Below are 26,012 nucleotides of genomic sequence, written 5' to 3'. Positions count from 1 at the left end.
GGAGATTTGCCGCCGACTTCCTTCAGATTCCACCTCGCGGTAGACACCCTTGTCTTAAGCTAATGGCTACTACTGCCTTCGCCATTCGGGACTTCAACCCTAAAGATAGCGCCCATGCTGGGCGCACGAACAAAGGCAGCCAATCATTCTGATCGGCTGCCTTCGCATTTTTATTGAATTATTGTTTTTCCGCTATCTTAGTGATTTTAGAACAAGCCTCATGCTGTAGCTTATTCTATCGTGTCCGTTAGGTTGAACGTTGAACTCTGAATTTTAAACTCACAAAACTCAGGCTGGAAAATCTGATTACCTTGGTAAAGGATATAATCGCCATTTAACGTGAGAACAAATTTCTCATTTGATTGTAACAATAAAGTGACCTGAAAAGGTCCTCCTTTCGGAGCAGGTCCGTTGTATGGTTTGATTGAAAAAGTTCAGATAGATGGCTCCTCCTAGTAATCCCGCAGAAGTAAGCCCCGGCTCAGGGTATGACCATGACCCATCCTTACCTTATATATTTCCAGCAACAAACCCATAAAATGAAAGCTCGCAACAGGAAATATGCAGTTCATCGCCTGATGATAGCCAAAATGCAGTAGTTGTATTATTGGTTTCCATGATGTTACCTCCTCGTCATGCGCCTAGTGGCTTCTAGGCCAGTCTATCCTGAAATAACTTTATTTCATCATCTGATGGTGCAGCATTAGCGGCATGGGCATCTAAAACTTTAACTTCATCTGACAGTCGGCATCACCGAAACAATCCGGTTTAATCCGTCGGTGCAGCCCTCCCAGAAACGCGATTGTCCAGTTTTAGGGTGTCCGCTTGATTTGCTCTCGTGGGTAACCATGCGCTTTCGGCAAACAAGGGAATGACAGAAAAAAGGATTTGAAGGATCGGGATGGAAAATGAAATGTACCAGTACCAATTCCGGAAGATCCGGATGATCGGCATGGTATAGAGAGTGCAAATAAGGGGCATCAAAATGTGAATTTCCCTTTTTCACTGCTACAAAACCGATCCGGCATCCGTCTTATAAGCGAAAGGGGGGACGGCGGCAATATGGAGGAAGGCGCACAGGTACCCGAGCTGTTCCAGCGCTTGTTCCGGGAGCATTACCCCGGGGTGGCGCGGAAGCTCTATGCGTTGACCGGCGATTATGCGGCGGCGGAGGATTTGGCCCAAGAGGTATTCCTGCGGCTCTACCGGAGCCCTCCGGACAGGCTGGAGGCCGTTGGCGCTTGGCTGCACCAAGTACTGACCCGGGTGGGCTACGATTATTTGAGACAACGGTCGTCGGGCAAGACGTTATTGGAAAAAGAAACCGCCCGCGTGGCGGCTTGGTCGGAAAGCACCGCCCCTTCGGGAGAGACGGAGGTCATCCGCGAGTGGGAAAAGGACGTGGTCCGACGGGTGCTGCAGAAGCTCTCGGACCGGGACCGGACCGCCCTTCTCCTTCGGGAGGAAGGGTACAGCTATGAGGAGATTGCCGTCCGGCTGGAGGTCAACCCGAAGATTGTCGGCACGCTGCTGGCCCGGGCGGAGGCACGGCTGAAGAAGAAATACGGGCAGGAGGAGGAGCAGCACGATGGCGGATGAAGCGAAGCGGACCGGCGGGGAACCGGTTTTTGATACGGACCGGGCTTGGAACCGGTTTGAGAGGCTCGCGGGCCGGGAGCCGGTTCCGGCGTTTTGGAGACAGGCAGAGGAAGGTCTGCGTTCAGACGAAACAAGGAGCGAGGCACGATTGGATGGGAATCAAGATAATAACGATAAGGATGGTGCGGTTGAGATGAAGAAGACACGGGTGTCACAAGGGCCCTCGTTTGCCTCGGCGACAGTGGCTGTAAACGATAAAAGGGCTAACGGGGCAGACGGCGCCTGGCGGACAGAGAGACCGGCCAAGCGCAGAATTCGGAGACTGACCGCTGGGGTTGCCGCGGCTGTCATGGCTATTGGCCTGTTTGCCACCCCCTTGGGGGATCGTGCGCTGGCCGCCATGATGCAAACCTTCCGCATCCAGCACATGGTCGGAGTCGGGATCACAGCGGATGACATGGCGACCATCTCCGGCCTGCTGGACAGCGGCTCGCCCGAGGGAGACCGGAGCTTCAGCCTGGCCCAATACGGCACCTTGACCCAGTCGGGTGGCGGGGAAGCCGGTACCATTACCTGGGGCGAAGCGGAAAAACGGATGGGCGCCCCCCTGCTCCAGCTGGGGAACTCCACCGCTCCCTCCTACCAGCCGGCTACCACGCTTACCTTCACCCTGAATGTGAAGGCGGTCAACCGGCTGCTCACCCGTTTGGGCAGCACCACTACACTACCTGTCGAAGCGGACGGCAAAGCCATCCGACTGTACATCCCGGACGGCGTCGCCACAGAGGGCAACTTGTCGGGCAAGCCAGTGCGGCTGCTCCAATTCGGCAAGCCGGAGCTCACAGTGGAGGACGGCATTGATGCGGCAACCGTCCGAGAGGCGGTACTGGGGCTGCCCGTGCTGCCGGACAGCCTGCGGACCAAGCTGGCCGCCATCGGGGATTGGCGGAGCACCCTGCCGGTTCCGGCCCATGACGGCGTGACCACCAGCCTCCGGCTGGGCGGACATGATGCGGTCATGACCGTGGACGGCAGGAATCGCTATCTGCTCTGGCTCGACGGGGACCGGATTGGCTTGCTGAGCGGCGATACGAAGGATTTCCCCGCGGAATCCACTTTCCAGCGGGCCGCGGAGGAGCTTGTCCAGCCATGATGATGATTGACACAGCGGAATTGACCAAGACCTACAACGGCCGCGGCGGCTGCCGCGGCATCACCCTGCAGGTGCCGGAGGGCTGCATCTTCGGCCTGCTGGGACCCAACGGTGCCGGCAAAAGCACCTTCGTCAAAATGCTGGCCGGCCTCCACCGCCCCGACTCCGGGCGGGCCACCGTACTGGGGCAGCCCCTGGGCCGGCCGGAGGCACGGCGCAAGCTCGGGTATTTGCCCGAGCTGTTCCGCTTTCAGGATTGGCTGACCCCGGCGGAGGTGCTCCGCTTCCATGGTCAGCTGGGGGGCCTGCGCCCGCAGGAAACACGGGCGCCCGCCTTCCGCAGCCGGGTCCGGGACACCCTGGAGCTGGTCGGCCTGTCCGATGCCGCAGACCGCCGGGTCGGCGGCTTCTCCAAGGGAATGCAGCAGCGCCTCGGCCTGGCTGCCGCACTGCTCCTGGATCCCGAGCTGGTGATCCTGGACGAACCCGCTTCGGCCCTGGACCCCGTCGGCCGCTACGAGATCCGCAGCCTGCTGAAACGGCTCCGGGGCAGGGGCGTGACGATTTTCCTCAATACCCATCTGCTCGAGGATGTGGAGGAGCTGTGTGATGAAGCCGCCTTCCTGTACGGAGGCGAACTGCTGGCGTCGGGTCCGCTGCACAAGCTGCTCAGCGGCACCGGTGATAGTGAGGGCAACGGTGCCAACTGGCGCTTCCGGCTCGGCGGCTGGCTCCCGGAGACGAGGGCGGAGCTGAACGACGCCCTCGGCGGCGCCCTCTCCTCCCTGCTGCGGCTGGTCGAGGCCGATGACGACGGCAACGCTCTCCTGACCGCCCGTGTATCGGACCGGGAACAGGCCGGCTACCTGTGCTCCCTGTTCATCCGGAGCGGCTTGACGCTCTACGAATCCGGCCCCGAGCCAAACAGTCTGGAGGCCTGGTTCCTCCGGATGGCCGGGTCACGCCAGGGAGGTGTCCCGCAATGACCATGTACATCTCTGCCACCTTCAAGGAGCTGACCCGCAAGCGGGTGTTCCTGGTCTCGCTAATTCTGACCTTCGTCTTTCTGGTCCTGTTCGCCTTCGGGGTCCGGGAGCTGACTGGCATGGCCGGGCAGAACCAGGTCTCCCCCGCCGAACGATTGATGAACAGCCTGGTGCTGATGGTGCTGGGGCTTTTTTTCTCGCAATTCCTGGCGGCCTTCTTCGTGCTCTTCTCGGCAATGGGAATCGTCACGGGTGAGCAGGAGAACGGCCTGCTGCTGGCCGTCGCCGCCCGCCCCATCCCCCGCTGGAAGCTGTATCTGGCCAAATGGCTGGGCCACGCCGTCTGGATCACCGTATACAGCACAGCCCTGTTCGTTTCCGTAGTCTGGACCATCCACATCCAGGCCGGGTTTCCCATTCTGGCGGATGAGATGCTGAGAGGCTTAGGGCTGTTCCTCTGGATGCCGCTCCTTCTCCTCACGATTACCATGCTGGGTTCGGTCTATCTGCCGATGCTGGGGAACGGGATCTGCTCCGCCCTGCTGTATGGATTTGCCCTCTTCAGCGGGCTGGTTGAAGGGGTATCGAGCTATGGAGGGCCCCATCCCGCGTTGGAAAAATTCTTCCTTCTGACCGGGCTGCTCCTGCCCACGGACTCGGTCTACCGAAGAAGCCTCTTCGAGCTTATGGGGGGAGCTGATTGGGCCGGAATGGCGATATCTGACATGGGACCTTTTTCCATAACGAGTGTTCCTTCGAATACCTTCCTCCTGTATACGGTGGGATATGCGGCGGTTCTGCTCTTGCTTGGGTGCCGGGCGTTCAGCCGGAAGGATCTGTAGAGCTTGACCCTGCCGCTGGGCGACGCCCTGGAATCAGCAGGTGAAAAGTTTTAGTCTAACATTGGAAAAAGACAGCGGCAGCTCGGGACGAGAAAATAAAGTCCTAGACTGCCGCTTCGCTATTTCACTAATGTATTCCGTAGGGATGTATCGTTATATGTCGTTATTAATTATTCGATAATCAATTTTTCGTTTGATTTAATAATGTTGACTTTGTTTTTTTCATTTTTAATGTCATTAATAAAGATGCTATATATTACATCATCCTTTTTTGAAAAATATACTCTGTTATAACCATGCTTTAAAAGTGCATTTAAAATATCACTTTCACTAATAAAATTTGATAGTTTCTCATCTTGAATATTATAAAAAGCGAATTCGACTTATCACTTGCTCCTTAGAAATATGCTTATTTAATAATGAAGTTAATTTGTTCTCGCTCTCAGGACTAAAGTTTTGAGTTGATCTCCAAACGGGATAAAAGACATTGTAACCTTTACGAACAGAATATTTGATCGATAGCAAGTATTGATAGTCAGTTCTCCGTTGATCTAAATATTTATAATAGGGTTGTAGCTGTGCGATTAAAAAAATGGAACACAATGGTAATATGAATAAAAGATGCAGTTGAGATTTTTTTTCCTGACAAGAGTTATTATGATACCCGCAAAAGCTATTGAAGCTAAAGGAGCATATAATATCCCAGTTGTAATAATCAAACCATCAACAAATGGTGTAGTATCTATGATGATTAGCATAATGATTACCACACTTTGAATAATTAGACTTAAAAGAGTTATAAGGATTCTCTTTTTCATAATCTTAGTTACTCCTTTGTAATATTAATCTTTGTATCATTTGTCATACTTGTATTCTCATATTACAGAATTGCTAAGATTGACGCCGAACTATCCCCCCGTTAACCTAATCCCCATGGTATTCAGTGTGCATTTTTTATCATAATTCAGGGAAACGTAACAAGAAAAAATAATGGGGTATCAGACATGAAAAAAAAACTAAGAATTGTCCTTTTTCTATTGTCACTGGTACTAATCATAAATCCCCTGGACTCAAAAGCATATCCGGGAATGCACAATCCTAAGCAAGATTCTACAGAACTCCAATTACAAGACATGCTTATGCTCTTACTCAGTCCAGCGATTCAAGACGCAGTGAACAATTATTACTTGAAATATTTAAAGGAGCCGCCTATGGTTTATCCGTATCAAACAGATGTGATTCAGATAGAAAGAAAAAATGGATTTCGGGGTTTCATGTTTTTATTAACGGTGGAAGTGATGCCTGTTGTAGGACCACATATTTCAGTAGGTATGGATCGTATTACGTTTGAAATATCTGCGGGACCTACCGTTAAGTTGATAAAATATAACCACATAAAAGACTTTGAGCTTCCAGCAAATGGAAATTATTCTTTAGATTTGAATTTCGCAACCATCAAAAGGCAAACTTCTCTCAATAAGTTTAACCGCATTGTTGATTGCATTCCGTTGGTCCTCTGTAAGACAACTCTCATCACCATCCCATTCACCTAACCACCAGAAGAAAGAACAAATATTCCGATACTCCATAAACATGGGGATTGTTTGTATCCAGTATTCTGAGAGATGGTTTTCTTTACCGTACCCCATTAGAAATTCACGTAAAAACAGTTGAGCAAACTCGTTTTTAGCTGCACGTTCATCTTTTTGCACTCCCCACCAGACGGCATGAGTGGCAGCAATCGCAATGTCTAATGAAAACCAACCATAGATACTGTCGTCAAAATCAAAGACGGTTATTTCACTGTCGTCGATAAAAAAATTATAAGGGTGGAAATCATTATGAATCAGTCCAAACGAGTCTCTATCCCTTGGGAGTAAATGAATTTTACTCTCCATGGAGATCAATTTTTCAAGGAGTACATAGAAACTGCCGCGCTGCAGATGAGGGTTAGTGATGGTCGTTATGCTCCAGCAACCTCTTTTCACAAGAACGTCTGAAACTCCGTAAGATTTCGATAGCCGATGCATTCTCCCCATGGTTTCTCCCCAGTTCCGGAATACCTTTGGTCCCCAATATTGATCATCGTTTTTATCAAAAAAGCGACCTGTAGCCGCGTGAAAAGCTGTTGCAATATACCACTTATCTTCATCATGGTAAACTGCTGTTAATTGATTTTCTCTTGTTTTGATTGGTAATGAAGCACGTAAACCGTTCTCCACCAAATAATAGACCCAATCCACCTCAGCCCTTATCTTCTCTACGTATTCCTGTGGTTTCTGAGATAACCGTAAGATATAGGACAGATCACCCTTGGTAAACCGGTAGACTTCATTTGTTGAGTTGCTCAGGAAGACTAACGTTTCTACATTAAATTCAAAAGACTTTGCAGCTTTAAGCAATATCCTCGAGCTTGCCATTAAGAATGCCCCCATCTTTTAGAATCTCCCGGCCAGGTATAAACAAACAATATATGAAAATTCCAGTAAGATAATCCATATATCCATAATATAACATAACAAAGGATACTGTATCATAGCGGAGAAAGACTAAAAATACGACCGGTCAGGTTCCCTAAGACAATGAGAGACTGGATAAGGCAGAAATCTCGCGGATTATGAAGGGTGAGGTTGCGAGCTTGGTTTGTTAGCATATTGGGATATGAGTGAATAAAACGGATTGGAGGAGTTAAAACGATGCCAGAGGTTAATCAACGCGACTATTATTTCGATAATGTGAAGTTTGTCTTGATTACGTTCGTGGTCATCGGCCATGTGCTCGAACCCCTTTATTCAACAAGCGAGTCTGCAAAGGCTTTGTACAACTTCATTTACTTTTTTCATATCCCGCTTTTTGTTTTCATAACGGGTTACTTTTCCAAGAAATCGGGGAAGCTTAGCCCCTATCTCGTTCTGTACGTCATTTTTGAAACGCTGTATACGCTGCTGGATTATTATCTGAACGGCCGGGCAAACCTGAAATTCACCTTCTTTCTGCCCTATTGGATAACCTGGTACCTGCTTGCGGTTATTTTATGGAAAATCGCCCTGCCGTATTTTACAAAATTAAGGTATCCGATCCTGTTTGCAAGCTGCCTTGCGGTATTGGCCGGCTACGCTTCTACGGAACTGGGGTATAATTTGTCATCGCTCCGAGCGATCAACTTCTTTCCATTCTTCCTGGCAGGTTACTATATGAAGCGGAAATACTTCTGTTATTTATTTAAATGGCCGGTCAAATTGGCATCTGCGTTTATTATGATCCTCACACTGGGGCTTCTATTCCGCTATGGCCAGAACCTCAATTGCGAATGGCTGTGGGGCAGCTACAGCTACTCCAAACTGGGTAGCCCGGAATGGTATGCGGGGATATACAGGGTGGCTATTGCAGCCGTATCGGTCATTTTGTCACTTTGTGTACTCTCCTTAATCCCAACGGGGCGGACACGGATCAGCGACCCTGGCATTCGGACGATGTATCCCTTTTTGCTGCACGGTTTCGTATTTAAAATAATGGATCATCTAGGCATTTACCGGTATATCGACACATGGGCGGATCAAACGCTGTTGATTCTGCTAGCCATCGTCATAACCTTTATTTTTTCCATGAAATGGGTCGAAAAACTCTGCCGGGTGCTTTTCAGCCCTAACTTATCTTGTCTATATAAAAAGAAAAGCTCGCCATTATCGCGGGTGCAATGATTTTTTTCTAAGGAAGGGGCTGCCCCAAATGTCATCGCAGATGGCAGAGGAACAGCCCCATTTTTTTCTTACCACCTGATTTGTTTGATCAACGATGTATGAAGAGCCCCAAGCGAATGCTTGGGGCTAAGCGGCTGTGCCTTAGTATTTTGAGATCAAGTTATATAACGCCTGCGCGGACTCCGCGCGGGTCGTATTGGCTTTCGGCATGAATCGGCCGCCGTCCTTGCCTTGGAGCAGACCGAGCGAAACGGCTGCGGCCACATCGTTCTGCGCCCAACTGCTGATGCCGGAAACGTCGGAGAACGAGGCTTTTTCCGAACTGCCCGCCTGGTTACCCGTCTTCACACGATAGGCCCGGATGAGCATGGACGCCATCTCTTCGCGCGTAATGCGCTGCTGCGGGTTGAAGGCTCCGGCGTTCCCGCCCTTCACTATTCCGCTCTCGTAAGCGGCCGCTATGGAATCGGCGTACCATTCCTTGCCGGTTACATCGGCGAATGGCGCTTTCCCCTTCGCGGTCAGACCCAACGAACGGACGAGCATTGCCGCGAACTCCCCGCGAGTGACCGGCTGGTTCGGGGCAAAGGCGCCGCCGCTTATACCGTTCACAATATGCTTGGCGCTCAGTACGGAAACAGCCCGATTCGCCCAATGTCCTGCGGGAATATCGGCATAAGTCTTCACGTACTCCATCGCGGCATAACGGCTGAAGTGGGTCACCTTCGCTTTGAGAAGGCCGCTGTCCCACTCTCCTCCAATATACTCTGCGATCCCGGCATTATTCAGATAGTAAACGCCGGTAAGCTGCGGATCGGCTTTTGCGTCCGTGTGGAAGACAAGTTCCACTGGTTTTGGAAAGGCTGACAGGCTCACCGCTTTTCCGTCTTTCGTTACCACCTGAAGGGCGAAATCGTACACTTCGCTTGCCAAGCCCAGAACGGTGCCGGAAGGGAGAGAAAGCTGCTTGATCGCCGCCCCTTTGGAGGCTGGGTCCAGCTTGCTCATGTTCAGCGCAATATGCGCCCCGTTCAGTTGCTCCGCCGGAAGGAGAGCGGTCAGGGATTTCAGCACCTCCGCCGGAATCGTAAGCGACACTTGTTCTCCCTTGATTTCAATGCGGTCCACGCCTCCGGCCGATCCGGATTGAAGGGGCAGCACGAGCTGCTGAACGTTACGATCCAGCGTAATCGACACGGCGCCGCTGCTGTCCGGTTTCAACTGATCCGCCGTCACCGTCTGCGTACCGGACGTTGGGGTTTGACCGGTTCCAGCGCTGCCTGTGCCATTGTTTCCATTGCTTCCATTGCTTCCATTGCCCGTGTTGCCGTTGCCGCCGGTTCCGTCCGGGCTGCTCTGCTGGGCCACCTGGACATCGAAGCTCTTAACCAGTCCGTCATAAATGACGGTAATAGCAGTTGTACCCGGCGAAAGAGCTCTAACCAATCCGCCTGCTTCTACGCTTGCAATCTGCGGCTGGCTTGACTCGAACGTTGAACGCGAAGCTACATCAACCTTACTGTCATCACTGTATACGGCGACAACTACGGTATTCCACGTATCGCCAACCGTCAGGCTAGAAGCCGGCTTGCCGACGATTAAGAACTTCGGCTTGTTCGTGTCCGTGCTATCCGGTTTCTTAACCACCTGCACCGTAAACGACTTCGACAGTCCGCCGTAACGGACGGTAATGACCGCACTACCTTCCGATACCGCCGTAACGACGCCTTGGCCGTTAACACGGGCGATCTCCGGCTGCGCCGACTCAAACGCCGCTTGCGACGTTATGTCGGCCGTGCTGTTGTCACTGTACAGCGCCTGAACGGACGTGTTCCAAGTATCACCCACGGTCAGGCTTGTAGCTGGAGCGTTGGCAGCCAGTCCGGTCAGCGTCGGCTGCGTCGTCCCGCCGCCGCCGTTATCGCCGCCGGACCGTGTGACGGTAATCGTCAACGTCTTCGTCGCCTGTCCGGCCCGTCCCTGATCTTCGTACCAAGGAAGTGCCAGCGTCTCGGCAGTAGGCTCAATATGAAGCACGAACTTGTTCACGCCCGGCGCGAGCGGAATATAACTTAAAAGGACATTGCCGTAAGCGTCCATCGCGCCGTCCGGGATCGGCTGCCCGTTGATCGTAAAGGCTACGCCGTACGGCACGAAAGCCTTCAGATTCATAACGCTGTCATTCGTTGTATACTCAATGTCCGTACCATACGAAGTCCGGGGCAGCGTGACGATCATTGGCATATCGACCCAGCGCAGCACATAATCGTCGATGACCTGCTTGCTGCCGCCCTGATTTGTAATCTGCAGCTTCATATTGGTCACAGTGGAGCTGTACGCCCAGTTGCCCATATCCGTCGTGTCATTGGCATCACGCGTGTGGCTCGTGAACGCTTCGGTCTCCCATGTGCCGCGGGTATATTTGTACTGGATTGATTTGCCCGCCATCATCTTGAAATTGTATTCGACCACACTTCTGTCAGTCGCGCCGCTCGGCACCTTCATTGGGGTCGAGCCGGCATTCCATCCGTTAAAATCGCCCGCGATATTAACGCTGTCCGTACTTGGTGTATAATCCGGCAGATGAAGGCGAAGCGTTACATCGACCATGACTACCTTCGGCGTGACTGTCTGCTCCTCTGAGTAAGACCGGTTATACGCGGTGTCATAGGCCGCAATTTTGTACGTATAAGCCGTATCATTGCTGACTGTGTAATCTTTATAATCGCGAACGCTCTTATCTAAAGAGGCGATAAGCTTGTAATCCGGTCCGTCTCCCTTGCGGTATATTTCGATGCCTTCGGCATCCGCCGCTTCAAGGGTCCAGGTTAAATGCGTCAAATTGGATTCAACCGGGATATCCTCCAGGACCGGCGGCGAAGGCGGATCCGTATCGACAGGGTCGGAGGATACGGTCACCGTTTCAAGTGCTGAGGATACAAAGCTTTCCCCGTTATCGGTGGACACCTGAGCCAGATACGTATACCCGTCGGCCATGGTCGGCTCGAATGCCGCCCAGTAAATTTTGGACCCGTTCGGAACGTTATCCGTTTTATACCGGAGCTTCGTCTCCAAAGCCTGATCCGGCGATCCCGAGCTAGGATAATAGATCAGCTTGGCGATGACACCTGACGGTTCTGTATAGACATTGGAAGGCACATCCGTCAATCCGGGAATTTTGATCTCCGCCTGGATTTCATAGGTGGCCTTGCCGACACCGACCGTCATATCCGTCGCTTTCTTCACGATCGTTACCGAATCAATGACAAAAGCCGGTGTTGCCGAAGCCATGTCGCACGGTTCACTCTCATTTGCACCCGTTTTTGCCGTCACCGTGTAATAGTATTTCTTGCCGTTCGTTACGCTGCTGTCGATAAAGCTAAGTGTACTGCTCTCGCCCGCCTTCTGCAGATCGCCGCCTTCAATCGCAGCCCGGTAGATAACATAGCCGTCGGCGCCCGCCACGGCGTTCCAGGACAGGGTGACATTGCCGTCTCCGCCGACAGCCTGAAGTCCCGTAACCCGGGGCACAACGGACAACTCGCTCGTTGACAGCAGCATCATGCCGGAGAGCGCCGGGATGGTCAGGCTGATTTTGCCGCCAGTTACCGTTCCTTCCGCGCCGCTTCCGAGCTGGTCCGCAAGCGTCAATCCGTCAGGCAGAAATCCGGCCACATCGGCATTCACCGTTTGACTGCCGCTGCCGCGGTTGATGGCGACCAGCCCGCCTTTGGTATCGTTTTTGCGGGCATAGACAATAACATCCCCGCTTGCATAGGCCACCTTCAGATCACCGGTACGGAAGACTTCATTGTTATTCCGAACCTTTGCCGCCGTTTGATACGTGTCAAACAGCTCCGCATATTTGCCCGAGGCGCTGTAGCCGCCGCTGCTGCCTGCAATAATTCTCTCCCAAGGAAAAGCGCGTCTGGAGTCGGGGTCTTTCGTACCCGTCAAACCGACCTCATCCCCGTAGTAAATGGTCGGAGCGCCGGGATACCCCATTTGCAGAATCGCCGTCAGCGCCTGCAGCTTGAGTGAATGATCCTTAGCTTCATCCGCGATTTTCAAATGCTCCTCTTCGAAATCGGGATAATCATATTTGGTAATCGAACGGGTTGTGTCATGCGAATCCACCAGGTTCAGCATCGCCTGCCAGGCTTCCTTCGGATAATCCTCCCGGATGGATTCCAGCGACTGGTTCAATGTATCCGCATTTCCGGAAATCATATAGCTCTGAACCGCGCCACGGAAGCGGTAGTTCATCACCGAGTCGAACTGGTCGCCCAGCAGGTAACGTGTAGCCACGCCCCATTCTTCGCCCAAAATAACCGGGTCCTCGATTGGATTTCCGTTTGCGTCGGTTTTTCCTTCCACGGATTTTACCGCTTCGCGGAATTTCCGCCAGGTTCCACTCGATACGTCGGGAGCCACGTCAAGCCGCCAGCCGCTTGCGCCCATCCACATCCATCTCTGCGAGTTGGTGGATTCCATCGCCTTCTGCGCGTCGGCTTCGCTAAGTCCGGCAAGATCATGCCCGATGACTGCCTCCCGGTATCCGATGTTGTTCCATTCGTTCTGCCCCTCAATCGCCTCCGAATCCGCAGGGAAGAAGTCCGTTGCCGCCGTCTGCGGATCTTTCGCATCCATCGCCGGCAGGGAGTCATACCCCCACCAGGCGTCGTACTTATAATGCTTGTTGTCATCGTCGCGGTTCTTGACCTTTTCGTTCAAAACGGTGAACCAGGACGTGTACGTAAAATCTTCGGGATACTTATAATTCGCGCCTGTCAGCGGATTGATCTTGACCGTAAACTCTGAGCGCACCGCCGCTTCCGCGTCCGTTTGGGTGATTTTGTCCGCGTTCATTTTGTCATAAACTTTGGACCAGTATTCGTAGGCCCCGATTTCGGGATATTTACCATACCGGTCAAAATAAATCGAATCGTCTCCGACATGGTTGAACACGCCGTCGTTAATGATATGCATTCCCTGTTCGCGGGCCACTTTGGCAAAAGCCTGGTAAACCCGGTCGGATTCCGCCCGCGTGGCGGTGTAATCGAGTCCGGATGACGGATCGCCAGGGGTATTATATACCGGCTCGCCAAACATCGGATCAAGGTGCTCGTAATCGGTAGCGTCATATTTATGGTTGGAAGCCGCCCAGGTTACGGGATTGAGATATAAGGTGGTAATGCCCAGCGATTTCAGATAGCCGAGCTTATCCTGTATGCCCTTGATATCGCCGCCGTAAAATTCATTGGTCCATGCTCCGTCTGTCTTGGCATCCGGATAATAGGGTTTGTTCTCGGGGGTGCTGCGGTCAGGGTTCTCGGGCGCATCGCCCCATGTTCCCCACACCTGATCCGGAGTCGGATCATCCGTTACCCCGCCGTCAAAATACTGCAGCTTCTGTCCGCCTTTATCCGTTGCAAATTCATCCGAACTCGCGCCACGATATCCATCCTCCGTCTTGGCGCGGTTGTTGCTCTTGTCCCCGTCAAAGAAACGGTCCGGAAAAATCTGATAAACGACCGCATTCTTCATCCAGTCCGGGGTCTTGAAGTCCGGATCGTATACCGTCAGGTCATAAGGCACCGCGCCTTCGTCACTTACGCTGCCGCTTCCGCCTCTGGAGGTGTCATCGCCGTATTCGACTTTGGCCGCTCCGTCCACCAGAATGAATTTATAGCCCCAGATGCCGATTTTGGAGAACTGGCTTCCCTGGATGGTCACTTCAAAATAATCCTTGTTATTCACCGAAGTCACCCGGTTCATCGTGAAATCTTTGGATAGCGAATCCGGGTTCGTCAGTTCGACCTTCGCGAGCTGTACGTCGCCCTGCAGGGCGGCAATGCGCAGAGTCACATCCTCCCGTCCCGCCTTGATCGCTCCAAAAGGCTTCTTGTAGGTAATCGAACGGCTGTCGAACAGAATGGAGCCTTTATCGATTTTGCCGTCAAAGCTGGAACTCTTCGGAACGTAATCATGAGTCAGATTCTTGCTGCCGGAGCTGTAGTCGATGGAGAAAGTAACATTGGCCGGATCGAGCACATGTACACCCAGATTCTGACCGTTGTCTCCGTAATTTTCGTCACTGTTCCAGTCCGTGCCAAAAATGACCTTCGCCTGATAGCTCCCCGCCGGAAGGGTACGCTGGATCTTATAGACCGTATTATCGAAGTTGTAATCGACGAAAAACTGCTGGCTTCCTCCCGGCGACCATTCCGCTTCCCCGAAGAGAGGCTGCAGATCTCCGACCAGTCTGGGCCATTTGGCGGCCGGCAGAACCGGATTGTACTGCTGAATGCCCTGTACGTTCGGCAGACTGATCCGCGCCTGGTTCAAGTCTTCATTTATGTAGAAATCCACCTTGGCGGAAGCGCTCAAATCAAAGGCAAAGTTATTTCCCGCGTTGTCAAAACCGGTCCAAGTGCCCGATCGGACGAGCTTGAACTCGTAATGCCCGGCCGGAAGCACGATGGAATACGTATAAAAGCCCCCTACCAGATGCTTCATCTGCATTTCTTGGTTGCTGTTGTTCCAATCCTTGATGCCGACAACGATCCATTTGGTCGACCCGCCCGGCTGATCGATCAGAGGGTCCGCGACCAGCACCTCCGGATCGGCGTTCGCAGCCGCCGGAAGCAAGCCCGAAACTAACTGCAGAACCATAATGATAGCGGTTACAATAGACAGCCAGCGCCAGCGTTTTTTTCCATACCACGTTGACATAAAGCTCATACCACCTCCGCAAATTATAATTCAAACATTGTGCTAACGTTTGCACAAAGCCCATAAAAAAACCGCTGCCCTCTTTAGATCATCAAACTCAAGTTCATTCCATCCCTTTGAGTCGTTTTCCAAATATAACAGCAGATCGCTTTTGCGAACGTTTGCAGATCAATGCCTACTCGATCATATCATAATGGCAAATTTATGTAAACGCTTTAATTGGATATCAGCTGATCTAGGGTAACTCCAATCGCATTATTCCCTGGGGAATAAGCTTTAAAAGACTGTGTCAACCTTGTAAGGACAGCGCAGCCTTTTTCATAGACAAGCCCTGTCCTGCGCCTGCTTCAATTATTCCAAGGAACCCAGCGCCTTGTTCTTCTCCTTGAAGCGTTCGTTATGCGACGAGACATAGGCGGCCTTCGGAGCTTCCGGATCAATGTACAGCTTGGCGCTGTTCAGGGCCAATACCGCGTCCGTAAAGGCGCCGGCAATCAGCCTTACCTTGCTGCCGTAACTCACGAAGTCTCCGGCCGCGAACACGCCCGGCAAATTCGTCTCCAGCTTCTCGCTGACATTCACGTTCCACTCTCCCATATCGAGCCCCCAGTCTCTCACAGGTCCGAAATCGGATCTCATTCCATGATTGACGATAACGGCATCCACCGCAAAACACTCCGTTTCTCCAGTATCCGCATGACGGATTGTAACTTCCTCAATACGTGCTCCGCCGCTGCTGTGCAGCTGGTATACCGTAAAGGGCGTGCGCACATGGACCGAGGACGCCTTCATCAGCGCAATATTTTTCTCATGTCCGCCGAACTCCTCGCGCCGGTGCACCACGGTAACCCGTTCCGCGACGGGCTCCAGCGCGTTCGCCCAGTCCACCGCAGAGTCGCCGCCGCCAGATATCAGCACATGCTTGCCCCGGAATGGCTCCAACTCCTGTACGGTATAATGAAGGTTCGTTATTTCATACCGGTCTGCGCCTTCGATCTCCAGCTTGGCCATTTTAAGAATACCGTAGCCGATTGCCAGAATGACGGTACGTGTCCAGTGTTTATTGCCCGAGGCGGTGGTCAGCATATAGGTTCCGTCTTCTTGACGGTCCATTGAGACAACCTGCTCCTCCAGTACAATCGTCGGGTCAAAAGTAAGCGCCTGCCGCTTAAGCTGGTCGATTAACTGCCGGCACAATATAGGCGTTACCCCGCCCACGTCCCAAATGACTTTTTCCGGATAAATCAGCATTTTTCCGCCCAGCTCTTGATTGGCGTCGATCAGTTTGGTCTTTAAATCCCGCATGCCGCTGTAAAAAGCTGTATACATTCCGGCGGGGCCTCCGCCGATTATCGTCACATCAAATAATTCCGGTTGATCGCTCATTCTTCTCCTCCAGATCGGACGTTAATATAGATGCCTCTTTATTTATGAAATTGATAATCATTATCATTTGAATTGTATCGGATTTTGCTTCCTTTGACAACATAAAAAGCCCGGGCGCTCAGGCCCGGACTTGACTGGTTACGGTATGTATCTCTCGAAGCTAGTTCCGCCGAATTACTCAGCCGGAGGCGTAAAAGTGCGGGCTGCAAACTCCGCGTCCATCATAAAGAAAGCGTTGCTGTCGTTCTCGATCCGTTTCAGCTTTTGGATAATGCTGCTGAACAGCGCCTCTTCCTCGACCTGCTCGTCAATGAACCATTTCAGGAAATAAATTGTAGCATGCTCACGTCCATCGAGCGCCAGATCGGCCAAATGATAGAATTTGCTGGTGTTCTTCTGCTCATGAGCGTAACTCGCCTCAAAAGCTTCCAGAACTGAAGCATACTCATTCTTCGGCTCCGGCAGTGCCGCCAGCGTAGCCCGGAGATCCCGGTCGTTCAGGAATTTGTAGATCTTCATGGCATGGAAACGTTCCTCTTCCGCCTGAATCAGAAAAAAGTTCGCGAACCCGTCCAGACTCTCGCCCGAACAATACGCCGCTATCGCCAAATACACATGCGCCGAATAAAACTCGAAATTCATTTGATCGTTTAACGCCTTTGCCAATTCCTCTTTCATATAACCACTCTCCATCCTTAGTCATTTTTCTTCCATCATACCATGAAGTTTGTCCTCAAGGCATGACATGAGATGAAAAACACGGCGAATAGCAGAAAAGTTTGGATTCAGCAAACTGTACAATCCATAAAAAAGCAGTACAATTGAACCTATGAGACGGCGCAAAAGGGGCAAGTTAAGCATTTAAAAACACAATATTATGATGTTGAAGAGGGGTGTTCCTTGATGACAAATAGTAGAATGAATCCTAAGGTTGATGAATTTTTGAGTAAAGCCAAAAAGTGGCAGGAAGAATTTGAGAAATTGAGAATGATCATTCTTGACTGTCAGCTGACCGAAGAATTTAAGTGGATGCATCCTTGTTACACGTTTGAGAAAAAAAATATAGTTTTAATACATGGATTTAAAGAATATTGTGCGCTTCTGTTTCACAAAGGTGCCTTGTTAAAGGATACCCATGGTATTCTAATCCAACAAACGGAGAATGTACAGGCGGCGCGCCAAATTCGGTTTACCAATGTTCAAGAAATAGTTGAAATGGAAACCATCTTGAAAGCCTATATTTATGAAGCCATTGAAGTTGAAAAATCCGGTTTAGAGGTGAATTTTAAAAAGAATACAGAATTCAAAATTCCTGAAGAATTTCAAAATAAATTCGATGAAATCCCTGCCTTGAAAACTGCTTTTGAAGCATTGACGCCCGGACGGCAAAGAGCATACATTCTTTATTTTTCTGAACCCAAACAATCCAAAACTCGAGAGTCAAGGGTTGAAAAATATATGCAGCAAATTCTGGGTGGAAAGGGATTGAATGATTAGGGCGTGTTGCAAACCTAAGCAGCATGCAATGAAAAACATTAAACCCGTAAAAGGCAGCCATTTGGCTCCTTTTTACGGGTTGTTTAATTACTATGCGGTCCGATAGATCATACGTCTCGACCTTGGGAGCGTCGGTTTCACTGCGCAATCTGCTCCTTGATGTTCTGCAAAATCTTCTTCTCCAGCCGCGACACCTGAACCTGGGAAATGCCGAGACGGCTCGCGACCTCGGACTGGGTCTGGTCACGGTAATAACGCAAGTAGACGATCAGCCGTTCACGTTCGGTCAGGGAGCCGATCGCCTCGTTGAGCGCGAGCTTATCGAACCAGCGCTCCTGGGACTCGTCCGCAATCTGGTCGATCAGGGTGATCGGATCGCCGTCGTTCTCGAACACGGTCTCGTGGATCGAGGTCGGCGGCTTGTTCGCCTCCTGGGCGAAGACGATTTCTTCGGGCGTGACGCCCAGCGCGTCCGCCACCTCGCCGATGGTCGGCAGACGGTCGAGCGTTTTGGACATCTCGTCCTTCATTTTGCGCACCTTGTTGGCCATTTCTTTGAGCGAACGGCTGACCTTCAGGGTGCCGTCGTCCCGCAGGAAACGCTGGATTTCGCCGATAATCATCGGCACGGCATAGGTGGAGAACTTGACATCATAGCTTAGATCGAACTTGTCCACGGACTTCAGCAGACCGATACAGCCGATCTGGAACAGGTCGTCAGGCTCATACCCCCGGTTCATAAACCGCTGCACCACCGACCAGACAAGCCGGATATTGCAGCCTACGAGCGTGTCGCGGGCGGTTGTGTCTCCGGCCTGGCTGAGCGCGATCAGCCGTTTGACCTCCGCATCGTCCAAATAGGTCGGCGGAGCTTTTTTTGATTCTGCATCCATGGCTCCATCCCCTAATTATATAAAGCTTTTTTTGAGACGATCGTCTTCTTCATCCGGATCGAGGTTCCGCGCCCGGGTTCGGAGGTAACTTCTAATTCGTCCATGAAATTCTCCATAATGGTAAATCCCATGCCCGAGCGCTCCAGCTCCGGTTTGGAGGTATACAGGGGCTGCTGGGCCAGCTCCAGGTCGTCGATGCCCTTGCCTTTGTCCTCGATCATAAGATGAACCGTCTCGCCGTCGATCGTTGCGGAGATATAGACAATACCGGACGGATCGCTGTCATAGCCGTGAATAATACAGTTGGTGACCGCTTCCGACACAACCGTCTTCAGATCGTTCAGCTCATCGAGGGTCGGGTCGAGCCTCGAAACGAAAGAGGCCACGACGACGCGCGCGAACGATTCATTTTCCGACAGCGCCGCAAACTGGACGCTCATGAAATTTTTCGCTTGTTCTTGTGTCATAACGCAACCTCCAGATTCGAAAGCGCTGCGCTCTCATTCTCGTACAGCGGCATGATTTTCAGCAGACCCGACATTTCCAGGAGCCGCTTGACCGGCGGGTTGGCGGCGCAGATGACCATTTTTCCACCCTTGGCGTGAATCAGCTTATACCGTCCCAGAATAACGCCCAGCCCCGAGCTGTCCATAAACTGGAGATCCTTCAGGCTCAGGACGAGGTGCTCCACCTGTCTCCGCAGAATCGCTTCATCCAAATCCATTCTTACATAATCGGCCGCGTGATGATCCAGCTCCCCGGTCAGACGCACGATGAGTACGCCCCTGTGATGCTCCATTTGCACATGAGAATTCATATTCGCCACTCTCCTCTTCGTTGCTTTGAAACGGCTTGGCTGCTTAAAACGTCTTCAAGGACAACGATTTCTACGCGGCGGAGAGCGAATCCTGCTTCGCGACAAAACTAGAAGAAAACTCTCATCATTCTACAAAAGGATCGGGACAACCCGGCAAAAACCGCCTCGCTTCCGGTCCTGTCCGAAGTTCTCGAATCCTGCGGCGCTTCCGTCAGTTCCTCGAGAACATGGAACCCGTCGTCCGCTTGAACAGCTTCCACCAGCCCGCCTTAGCGATATCTTCGGACGCCTTCAGCTCATACTGCTTCACCACGGCATTGCCCTGATAGACCACCAGCTTGCCGATCGTCTGCCCTTTGGACACCGGGGCTTTGACTTTGTCCAGTATGACCGCTTCATGCCGGACGCCTTCCTGGGTGATTCCCTTTTTCAGCAAAATGGTATAGTCCTCTTCCGCCTTGACCGGCAGTGTGGCCTTAACGCCCTTCTCGATCTTCAGGGTGCCCAGCGTGTCGCCGGACTTGTGGATCGTATGGACTTTAAACTGCGAGAACAGAAAATCGAACATCCCCGAGACCTCGCTGTTGCGCGTCTTCGTATTGGGCTCTCCGAGAACGACGGCGACTGCCCGCAGCCCGTCTCTTGACGCGGTTGCAGACAGGCAGAATTTGGCCTCCGATGTATAGCCGGTCTTCAGTCCGTCCGCCCCGGTATAGAAGCGCACCAGCTTGTTCGTATTAACGAGCCAGAACGGCTTCTCCGAGTCCTTGCGAAGATAATCCTGGTAGGAGCCGGTGTATTTGATAATTTGGTTATGCTTCAGCAGCTCGCGGCTCATGACCGCAATGTCATGCGCAGAAGAATAGTGGTTCTCGGCAGGAAGCCCGTTGCAATTGGCAAAATGCGTATCCTTCAGGCCGAGCTCCTCCGCCCGTTTGTTCATCATGTCTACAAAAGCGCTCTCCGAGCCGGCGAGCTTCTCGGCCATCGCTACGGACGCATCGTTGCCCGAAGCCATTGCGATGCCCTTCAGCATTTCGTCGACCGACATTTCTTCGCCCGGCTCCAGAAAAATCTGCGAGCCTCCCATTGAGGCAGCGTATTCGCTAGTCCGGACTTTATCGGTCAGCTTCAGCCGTCCGTCATCCAGCGCTTCGACGGTGAGCAGCATCGTCATGATCTTCGTGATGCTTGCCGGAGGCAGCTTGTCGTGGCTGTTCTTCTCGTATATAACGGTGCCGGTCCCGGCGTCCATCAGAATGGCTGAACGCGCCTGCGGCGCCAGATCGGCCTTCCCCGCGGAACTATCGGTCTTCTGCCCTTTTTCCTCCGCGAACGCGGTGAGCGGGCTTAATGCGCCGAATACGATACACAGCGCCAGCAAACAAAAGCGAAATTTTGTCATCAAAGTTCCCCTCCTGAACGTTTACCTTCTTATCGCAGGTACTGTGTTTCAGTTTCGTCAGAAAAGGGTGGAAATATTCCATAATTTTGCTGGAAAGCAGGATTATTTACGGGACAGCGGGAATTTTTTATTTAAGAAAAGCTTGAACCATTTTATAAGCAGCTTGAAAAGTTTAATGGAGGAAGATTTTATGGAGTCACACAAATTAACAGATACAATGAACCGGACGGCGGAGGAAATCGGTTTTTCGGGGACTGTTGCGCTAAAAATGCCCGGGAACGAGCTGCTGGTACTGCCATATGGTTTTGCACAAAGAGAGAACCGGATTCCCAATAAAGCGTGCACTTCGTTCGGAACTGCTTCCGGCGGCAAGTTGTTTACAGCGATCTCTATTTGTCAGCTTGCGGAACAAGGCAAATTGAAGCTTGATGGCCGGATCGGGGACTACCTGAATCTAAAGGAAGAATTCCCGCATTTCAGCACCGAGATAACGATTCACCATCTGCTCACCCACTCATCCGGGATCAGCGATTATTTTGATGAAGAAGTGATGGACGATTTCGAGCAGCTGTGGGAGGAACACCCGATGTATCGGCTTCGGACGCCGAGGGATTTTGTCCCGCTAATCCGGGAATTGCCAATGAAATTCACTCCCGGCGGCCGGTTTCACTATAATAATGCGGGATACATCGTGCTTGGACTTATCCTTGAGCAGGCGGCGGGCATGCCATTCGCCGATTACGTGGAAAGCCGGATTCTCCAGCCTTGCGGGATGACAAAATCAGGCTACTTTCCCTTGGACAACCTGCCTGCGGATACGGCAACAGGCTATATTGATGAAGAGGACGGCACCTGGAGAGGCAATATCTACTCGATTCCCGTCAAAGGAGGCGCGGATGGCGGCGTATTCCTGGCAGCGCCGGATATGCTTAAATTATGGGATGCATTGATGAACGGCGGCCTGCTGGGAGCAGACTCGCTCGCACGCCTGCTGTCCCCGCAGATCGCCGTTGGAGAAAGTGACTATTACGGCTACGGCCTCCGGATTACGAGACAGCACGAACAATCCGCGAAATACCATCTTATGGGCTCCGACCCCGGCGTCTGCTTTCGTTCCGCCTTCTATCCCGAATCCGGGCTGGCGCTGGCCGTAACCTGCAACAAAAGCATGGGAGCGTACCGTATGATGCGGGTGATTGAAGAGGGACGGCTCACAGAAGGGTTTGCTTAGAGGGCATTTTGAGCTCCACAGACGGATTAATGAAAAACGGGGGTGTCTCATAGGCCATGAAAATGGCTGCTGGGACACCCCCGTTCTCGCTGGGTCAGAATTCTATTCGTTAACCTAACTTATTCCTTGATCCGGACCTGCGTAATTTCACCGACATACAAGCGGTGATAATCTTTTTTGGGATACATCTTGTGAATGCTTTCGTCCAGAAACTTCTCCGGGTCGAGATCCTGATAATAAAGCTTGCGGCATTCCAGCACGAGTCTGGCTTCCTCGAAATACACGATTCCCGGCGTGTCTTCCACCGGCGTGATGTCCGCAGCCGCTGCTTTATCCGTGTCTCTTCCCGACGCGCTTCCGCAAATCTCCAGCGCGCTCCGGTAATCCTCCGTAAAGAACGACAGCGAGAACGTATCCGAGGACTCCATAAATTCATAAGTGTAGCGGGTTGGCCTTACCACGCAAAAAGCGATTTGTTTGTGCCAGAGAACGCCCAGTCCGCCCCAGCTCGCTGTCATCGTGTTATAGCGCTCCGCGCCTCCCGCCGTAATCAGCATCCAGTCTTCCCCGACCAGCTTGAACACATTATCCGTCAGTTCTTGAGGCTCCAACAATTTAAACGCTTGGCTCATTCCTTCTCCTCCACCACGAAAAAATAACATCCATCACCCAGTATAACCCATTAATACCGGGTTACGCCATCCTTCGTGACGATGGCATAGACGAGCGGTGGCGGAGTTACCGGCTGATCCGTAATGCGGTAGGCCTCCAGCACTTTGGCCTCGGCTTCCTTCACTTTGCTCTCGGAAGCGTCGTTGACGTGCAGGACAGCCAGAGTGTCTCCGGTGGAGACGGCGTCGCCGACCTTCTTCGACAGCACGATGCCGACGGCCAGGTCGATAACGGATTCCTTCGTCTCCCGGCCTGCGCCGAGCAGCATGGCGGCGATGCCGATTTCTTCCGCCTGAATCGCTTCGATATGGCCGTCCGCCGGCGCTTTAACCTCTAGCTGTCTCCGGGCGGTTGGCAGCTTCGAAGGCGATTCGATCTGGGCAACATCCCCGCCCTGGGCAGCGGCGATCACCTTCAGCTTCTCAAACGCGCTACCGTCCGCGATATGCTCCTTCAAGATGCCGCGGGCCTCATCCGTATCCTTCGCCTTGCCGCCGAGAACAAGCATCTGGCTGCCGAGAATCAGGCATACTTCCGTAAGGTCCGCCGGTCCGTGGCCGCGGAGCGTTTCGATGCCTTCTTTGACTTCCAGCGCATTGCCGATGCCGTACCCGAGCGGCTGGTCCATGTCGCTGATAACCGCGACCGTGTGGCGGCCAAGCTGGGTGCCGATATCGACCATCGCCTGTGCCAGCGCGATGGAGTCATCCAGCGTCTTCATGAACGCGCCGCTGCCGGTCTTGACATCCAGCACGATGGCGTCCGCGCCGGCGGCAATTTTCTTGCTCATGACGGAGCTTGCGATGAGCGGGATGGAATTCACGGTTGCCGTCACGTCGCGCAGGGCGTACAGCTTCTTGTCGGCCGGCGTAATGTTGCCGGACTGGCCGATCACCGCGGCGCCGATTTCGCCGACCTGGGCGAAGAAGCGCTCGCGTTCCATCTCGACGGAGAAGCCGGAGATGGACTCCAGCTTGTCCAGCGTGCCGCCGGTGTGGCCGAGGCCGCGCCCGGACATTTTGGCGACCGGCACGCCCGCAGACGCCACGAGCGGAGCCAGAACGACGGTCGTCTTATCGCCCACTCCGCCGGTGGAGTGCTTGTCCACCTTAATGCCGGCGATCGGGCTGAGGTCGACCTGATCGCCGGACATGGCCATTTCCAGGGTCAAATCGCCGGTCTCGCGGGCGTTCATTCCCCGGAAATAAACGGCCATCGCCCAGGCGGACATTTGGTAATCGGGGATCTCTCCCCGGCTGTAGCCCTGGATGAGGAAAGAGATTTCCTCGCGGCTCAGCTCGCCGCCGTCCCTTTTTTTCTGGATGATGTCGACCGCTCTCATCTTACAACTGCGCCTCGCGCACGAAAGCCCGGACGAGCCCGATAAACTTCGGCTTGGTCAGATTCGCCACCTTTACCACCTGCTCATGCGTCAATGGCTCCAGCTCGTCGCCGATCGCCATGTCGGTAATACACGTAATGCCAAGAACTCTCAGCCTGCTGTGGCTTGCGGCAATGACTTCAGGAACGGTGGACATGCCGACGGCGTCGCCTCCGAGATACGCGAGCATTTTCAGCTCGGACGGCGTTTCGTAAGTCGGACCGCTGATGCCCGCATATACACCTTCCTGCAGCGCAAGACTCTCTCCGGCCGTTCCCTTGATTTCCGGCGCCAGCTTCTTGGCAAGCGCGATATATTCCGGGTCGTAAGCGCGTGACATGTCAGGGAAACGCACGCCAAGCTCCGGATCGTTCGGGCCGATCAGCGGGTTGTCTCCCGTCATATTCAGATGATCGGTAATCAGCATCAGGTCGCCGGCTTTGAACGCCCGGTTCATGCCGCCGCCAGCATTCGTGATAACGAGTGTGCCGATGCCGAGCTTGGCCAGAACGTATACGGGCAGCACAACTTTGCGCATAGCGTAACCTTCATAGTAGTGAAAACGCCCCTGCATAATAATAACGTCCTTGCCCTCCAGCTTGCCGATGACGAACCGTCCGGCATGGCCTTCCACCGTCGAGCGGGGAAAATGGGGAATCTCTTCGTAAGGCAAATATACGGCATCCTCAATTTGGTCGCCGAGATCACCGAGGCCGGAGCCGAGAATCAGCCCTATAACCGGCTTATAAGGGCCCAGCTTGGACTCTATATAGGCGGCGGCTTCCTTCACCTGTACGCCGTAAGCGGCCTCCGATGCGCTGTTTGCTGATTGTGTCATTTGTGAATTCCTCCCCGATTGTTAAAGTTATTAGTGCTGGGCAGTTTTACATTTTCGGAATAAGGGCAAGCACAAGGCTCAAAAAGCGCTCGCGCACCCGCTCCGCCGTCTCCATGACCTCGTCATGGGACAAGGGCTGATCCAAAATGCCCGCGGCCATATTGGTAATACAGGAGATGCCGAGCACCTCGATGCCGGCATGACGGGCCACGATCGTCTCGGATACGGTGGACATGCCGACTGCATTGGCGCCGAGGCGGCGCAGCATGACGATCTCGGCGGGCGTCTCATAGCACGGTCCGAGCAGGCCCGCGTAGACGCCTTCCTTGAAAGTGAAGTTCTGCGCCTTCGCGGTTTCGCGCGCCGCGGCGATCAGCCGGCGGCTGTACGGCTCGGACATATCGGGGAAACGCACGCCAAGAGCGGAATCATTCGGTCCCATCAGCGGATTGCGGCCCGTCAGGTTGAGATGGTCGGTAAGGAGCATCAAATCCCCCGCCGAGAAATCCGTATTGACTCCCCCGGCTGCGTTGGTTACGAGCAGGCTGGTTACGCCCAGCTCTTTCATGACGCGGACGGGAAACGCAGTCGTCTCCGGTCCGTAGCCCTCATACATGTGAAAGCGGCCTTTCATCATCACGACCTTGCGTCCTTCAATCGTGCCGATCAGCAGCTCGCCTTCATGTCCTTCCACAGTGGACACCGGAAAATGGGGGATGTCCTGATAAGGAATGCTGATTCCGTCCTGAATCAAATCGGCCAGTATGCCGAGGCCGGAGCCGAGGATCAGCCCGATTTCCGGCGCTTCCGCCCCTTTACTCCTGATGTATCCTGCCGCTTCCTGAATCGCTTCGAGGCTTATTGCGTTTGTCATGT

At 52.9% G+C, this 26,012-nt stretch carries 20 protein-coding genes; 8 read left to right on the top strand and 12 right to left on the bottom strand.

From position 1 onward, the window contains the following. Positions 1–1,062: 1,062 nt before the first annotated feature. From EH198_RS21640 to EH198_RS25520, 5 genes are all read left to right on the top strand, one after another. Positions 1,063–1,599, top strand: coding sequence for a sigma-70 family RNA polymerase sigma factor (locus EH198_RS21640; RefSeq protein ID WP_124697600.1), 537 nt, complete (start codon positions 1,063–1,065; stop codon positions 1,597–1,599). Next, positions 1,589–2,752, top strand: a complete 1,164-nt coding sequence (locus tag EH198_RS21635; RefSeq protein ID WP_124697599.1) for a hypothetical protein — start codon at positions 1,589–1,591, stop codon at positions 2,750–2,752. The genes EH198_RS21640 and EH198_RS21635 overlap by 11 nt, the downstream gene beginning before the upstream one ends. Further along, complete coding sequence (locus tag EH198_RS21630; protein WP_124697598.1) at positions 2,749–3,738, top strand: ABC transporter ATP-binding protein; 990 nt, start codon at positions 2,749–2,751, stop codon at positions 3,736–3,738. Before EH198_RS21635 ends, EH198_RS21630 begins: the two co-directional genes overlap by 4 nt. Then, entirely contained in the window at positions 3,735–4,580 is an 846-nt protein-coding gene (locus EH198_RS21625) for an ABC transporter permease subunit (protein ID WP_124697597.1), read from the top strand. The genes EH198_RS21630 and EH198_RS21625 overlap by 4 nt, the downstream gene beginning before the upstream one ends. 1,004 nt (positions 4,581–5,584) lie before the next feature. Beyond that, a complete protein-coding gene (locus EH198_RS25520; RefSeq protein ID WP_124697596.1) occupies positions 5,585–6,133 on the top strand; it encodes a DUF3888 domain-containing protein in 549 nt (182 codons plus the stop codon). Here EH198_RS25520 and EH198_RS21615 read toward each other — a convergent pair. Next, the gene (locus EH198_RS21615; RefSeq protein ID WP_124697595.1) at positions 6,014–7,015 is read right to left on the bottom strand and encodes a phosphotransferase enzyme family protein; all 1,002 of its coding nucleotides are present in this window, start codon (positions 7,013–7,015) and stop codon (positions 6,014–6,016) included. The two genes, EH198_RS25520 and EH198_RS21615, sit on opposite strands and share 120 nt — an antisense overlap. A 261-nt stretch (positions 7,016–7,276) precedes the next feature. On the opposite strand from EH198_RS21615, the gene EH198_RS21610 reads away from it, so the two are divergent. Then, the gene (locus EH198_RS21610; protein WP_124697594.1) at positions 7,277–8,281 is read left to right on the top strand and encodes an acyltransferase family protein; all 1,005 of its coding nucleotides are present in this window, start codon (positions 7,277–7,279) and stop codon (positions 8,279–8,281) included. A gap of 141 nt (positions 8,282–8,422) precedes the next feature. Here the strand turns inward: EH198_RS21610 and EH198_RS21605 are convergent, their stop codons facing one another. From EH198_RS21605 to EH198_RS21595, 3 genes are all read right to left on the bottom strand, one after another. Continuing rightward, complete coding sequence (locus EH198_RS21605; RefSeq protein WP_124697593.1) at positions 8,423–15,016, bottom strand: S-layer homology domain-containing protein; 6,594 nt, start codon at positions 15,014–15,016, stop codon at positions 8,423–8,425. 351 nt (positions 15,017–15,367) lie between these two features. Next, positions 15,368–16,402, bottom strand: coding sequence for an NAD(P)/FAD-dependent oxidoreductase (locus tag EH198_RS21600; protein WP_124697592.1), 1,035 nt, complete (start codon positions 16,400–16,402; stop codon positions 15,368–15,370). A gap of 174 nt (positions 16,403–16,576) precedes the next feature. Beyond that, positions 16,577–17,080 carry a ferritin gene (locus EH198_RS21595; RefSeq protein ID WP_124697591.1) on the bottom strand — a complete coding sequence of 168 codons (504 nt, stop codon included), beginning with the start codon at positions 17,078–17,080 and terminating at the stop codon, positions 16,577–16,579. Positions 17,081–17,305: 225 nt separating this feature from the next. On the opposite strand from EH198_RS21595, the gene EH198_RS21590 reads away from it, so the two are divergent. Then, positions 17,306–17,899: a YdeI/OmpD-associated family protein gene (locus EH198_RS21590; RefSeq protein ID WP_124697590.1), complete on the top strand. Its 594-nt coding sequence runs from the start codon at positions 17,306–17,308 to the stop codon at positions 17,897–17,899. 137 nt (positions 17,900–18,036) lie between these two features. Here the strand turns inward: EH198_RS21590 and sigF are convergent, their stop codons facing one another. The 4 genes from sigF to EH198_RS21570 all read right to left on the bottom strand — a co-directional run bounded on the left by sigF (position 18,037) and on the right by EH198_RS21570 (position 21,014). Further along, positions 18,037–18,792, bottom strand: a complete 756-nt coding sequence (gene sigF, locus EH198_RS21585) for an RNA polymerase sporulation sigma factor SigF (RefSeq protein ID WP_124697589.1) — start codon at positions 18,790–18,792, stop codon at positions 18,037–18,039. An 11-nt stretch (positions 18,793–18,803) separates the two neighbouring features. Next, positions 18,804–19,259 (bottom strand): anti-sigma F factor, encoded by a 456-nt coding sequence (gene spoIIAB, locus EH198_RS21580; protein WP_124697588.1) that lies wholly within the window; start codon positions 19,257–19,259, stop codon positions 18,804–18,806. Next, a complete protein-coding gene (gene spoIIAA / locus EH198_RS21575; RefSeq protein WP_124697587.1) occupies positions 19,256–19,609 on the bottom strand; it encodes an anti-sigma F factor antagonist in 354 nt (117 codons plus the stop codon). The genes spoIIAB and spoIIAA overlap by 4 nt, the downstream gene beginning before the upstream one ends. Before the next feature lie 211 nt (positions 19,610–19,820). Beyond that, on the bottom strand, positions 19,821–21,014 hold the full coding sequence (locus EH198_RS21570; protein WP_124697586.1) for a D-alanyl-D-alanine carboxypeptidase family protein: 1,194 nt from the start codon (positions 21,012–21,014) through the stop codon (positions 19,821–19,823). A 190-nt stretch (positions 21,015–21,204) separates the two neighbouring features. Between EH198_RS21570 and EH198_RS21565 the strand changes: the two genes are divergently transcribed. Next, positions 21,205–22,245 carry a serine hydrolase domain-containing protein gene (locus EH198_RS21565; RefSeq protein WP_124697585.1) on the top strand — a complete coding sequence of 347 codons (1,041 nt, stop codon included), beginning with the start codon at positions 21,205–21,207 and terminating at the stop codon, positions 22,243–22,245. Positions 22,246–22,364: 119 nt separating this feature from the next. Here the strand turns inward: EH198_RS21565 and EH198_RS21560 are convergent, their stop codons facing one another. From EH198_RS21560 to EH198_RS21545, 4 genes are read right to left on the bottom strand one after another with little or no spacing between them, the layout of a single operon-like run. After that, positions 22,365–22,877, bottom strand: coding sequence for a flavin reductase family protein (locus EH198_RS21560; RefSeq protein ID WP_124697584.1), 513 nt, complete (start codon positions 22,875–22,877; stop codon positions 22,365–22,367). Positions 22,878–22,927: 50 nt separating this feature from the next. Beyond that, positions 22,928–24,259, bottom strand: coding sequence for a pyrimidine-nucleoside phosphorylase (locus EH198_RS21555; protein WP_124697583.1), 1,332 nt, complete (start codon positions 24,257–24,259; stop codon positions 22,928–22,930). A gap of 1 nt (position 24,260) precedes the next feature. After that, positions 24,261–25,136 carry a purine-nucleoside phosphorylase gene (locus EH198_RS21550; protein ID WP_124697582.1) on the bottom strand — a complete coding sequence of 292 codons (876 nt, stop codon included), beginning with the start codon at positions 25,134–25,136 and terminating at the stop codon, positions 24,261–24,263. Positions 25,137–25,182: 46 nt separating this feature from the next. Continuing rightward, positions 25,183–26,010 carry a purine-nucleoside phosphorylase gene (locus EH198_RS21545; RefSeq protein ID WP_124697581.1) on the bottom strand — a complete coding sequence of 276 codons (828 nt, stop codon included), beginning with the start codon at positions 26,008–26,010 and terminating at the stop codon, positions 25,183–25,185. Positions 26,011–26,012 lie beyond the last annotated feature (2 nt).

Origin of the sequence: Paenibacillus rhizophilus, from assembly GCF_003854965.1 — a bacterium.
In the GTDB taxonomy this organism is placed as follows: domain Bacteria; phylum Bacillota; class Bacilli; order Paenibacillales; family Paenibacillaceae; genus Paenibacillus_AQ; species Paenibacillus_AQ rhizophilus.
This window is presented reverse-complemented; position numbering and strand designations above follow the sequence as displayed.

Bases quoted from the DNA above. Each gene is read 5' to 3' on its own strand.
- EH198_RS21615 (WP_124697595.1), bottom strand. From the start codon at position 7,015: ATGGGGGCATTCTTAATGGCAAGCTCGAGGATATTGCTTAAAGCTGCA.
- EH198_RS21630 (WP_124697598.1), top strand. From the start codon at position 2,749: ATGATGATGATTGACACAGCGGAATTGACCAAGACCTACAACGGCCGC.
- EH198_RS21635 (WP_124697599.1), top strand. From the start codon at position 1,589: ATGGCGGATGAAGCGAAGCGGACCGGCGGGGAACCGGTTTTTGATACG.
- EH198_RS21545 (WP_124697581.1), bottom strand. From the start codon at position 26,010: ATGACAAACGCAATAAGCCTCGAAGCGATTCAGGAAGCGGCAGGATAC.
- EH198_RS21610 (WP_124697594.1), top strand. From the start codon at position 7,277: ATGCCAGAGGTTAATCAACGCGACTATTATTTCGATAATGTGAAGTTT.
- EH198_RS21625 (WP_124697597.1), top strand. From the start codon at position 3,735: ATGACCATGTACATCTCTGCCACCTTCAAGGAGCTGACCCGCAAGCGG.
- EH198_RS21600 (WP_124697592.1), bottom strand. From the start codon at position 16,402: ATGAGCGATCAACCGGAATTATTTGATGTGACGATAATCGGCGGAGGC.
- EH198_RS21570 (WP_124697586.1), bottom strand. From the start codon at position 21,014: ATGACAAAATTTCGCTTTTGTTTGCTGGCGCTGTGTATCGTATTCGGC.
- sigF (WP_124697589.1), bottom strand. From the start codon at position 18,792: ATGGATGCAGAATCAAAAAAAGCTCCGCCGACCTATTTGGACGATGCG.
- EH198_RS21560 (WP_124697584.1), bottom strand. From the start codon at position 22,877: ATGAGCCAAGCGTTTAAATTGTTGGAGCCTCAAGAACTGACGGATAAT.
- EH198_RS21640 (WP_124697600.1), top strand. From the start codon at position 1,063: ATGGAGGAAGGCGCACAGGTACCCGAGCTGTTCCAGCGCTTGTTCCGG.
- spoIIAB (WP_124697588.1), bottom strand. From the start codon at position 19,259: ATGACACAAGAACAAGCGAAAAATTTCATGAGCGTCCAGTTTGCGGCG.
- EH198_RS21605 (WP_124697593.1), bottom strand. From the start codon at position 15,016: ATGTCAACGTGGTATGGAAAAAAACGCTGGCGCTGGCTGTCTATTGTA.
- EH198_RS25520 (WP_124697596.1), top strand. From the start codon at position 5,585: ATGAAAAAAAAACTAAGAATTGTCCTTTTTCTATTGTCACTGGTACTA.
- spoIIAA (WP_124697587.1), bottom strand. From the start codon at position 19,609: ATGAATTCTCATGTGCAAATGGAGCATCACAGGGGCGTACTCATCGTG.
- EH198_RS21590 (WP_124697590.1), top strand. From the start codon at position 17,306: ATGACAAATAGTAGAATGAATCCTAAGGTTGATGAATTTTTGAGTAAA.
- EH198_RS21550 (WP_124697582.1), bottom strand. From the start codon at position 25,136: ATGACACAATCAGCAAACAGCGCATCGGAGGCCGCTTACGGCGTACAG.
- EH198_RS21565 (WP_124697585.1), top strand. From the start codon at position 21,205: ATGGAGTCACACAAATTAACAGATACAATGAACCGGACGGCGGAGGAA.
- EH198_RS21555 (WP_124697583.1), bottom strand. From the start codon at position 24,259: ATGAGAGCGGTCGACATCATCCAGAAAAAAAGGGACGGCGGCGAGCTG.
- EH198_RS21595 (WP_124697591.1), bottom strand. From the start codon at position 17,080: ATGAAAGAGGAATTGGCAAAGGCGTTAAACGATCAAATGAATTTCGAG.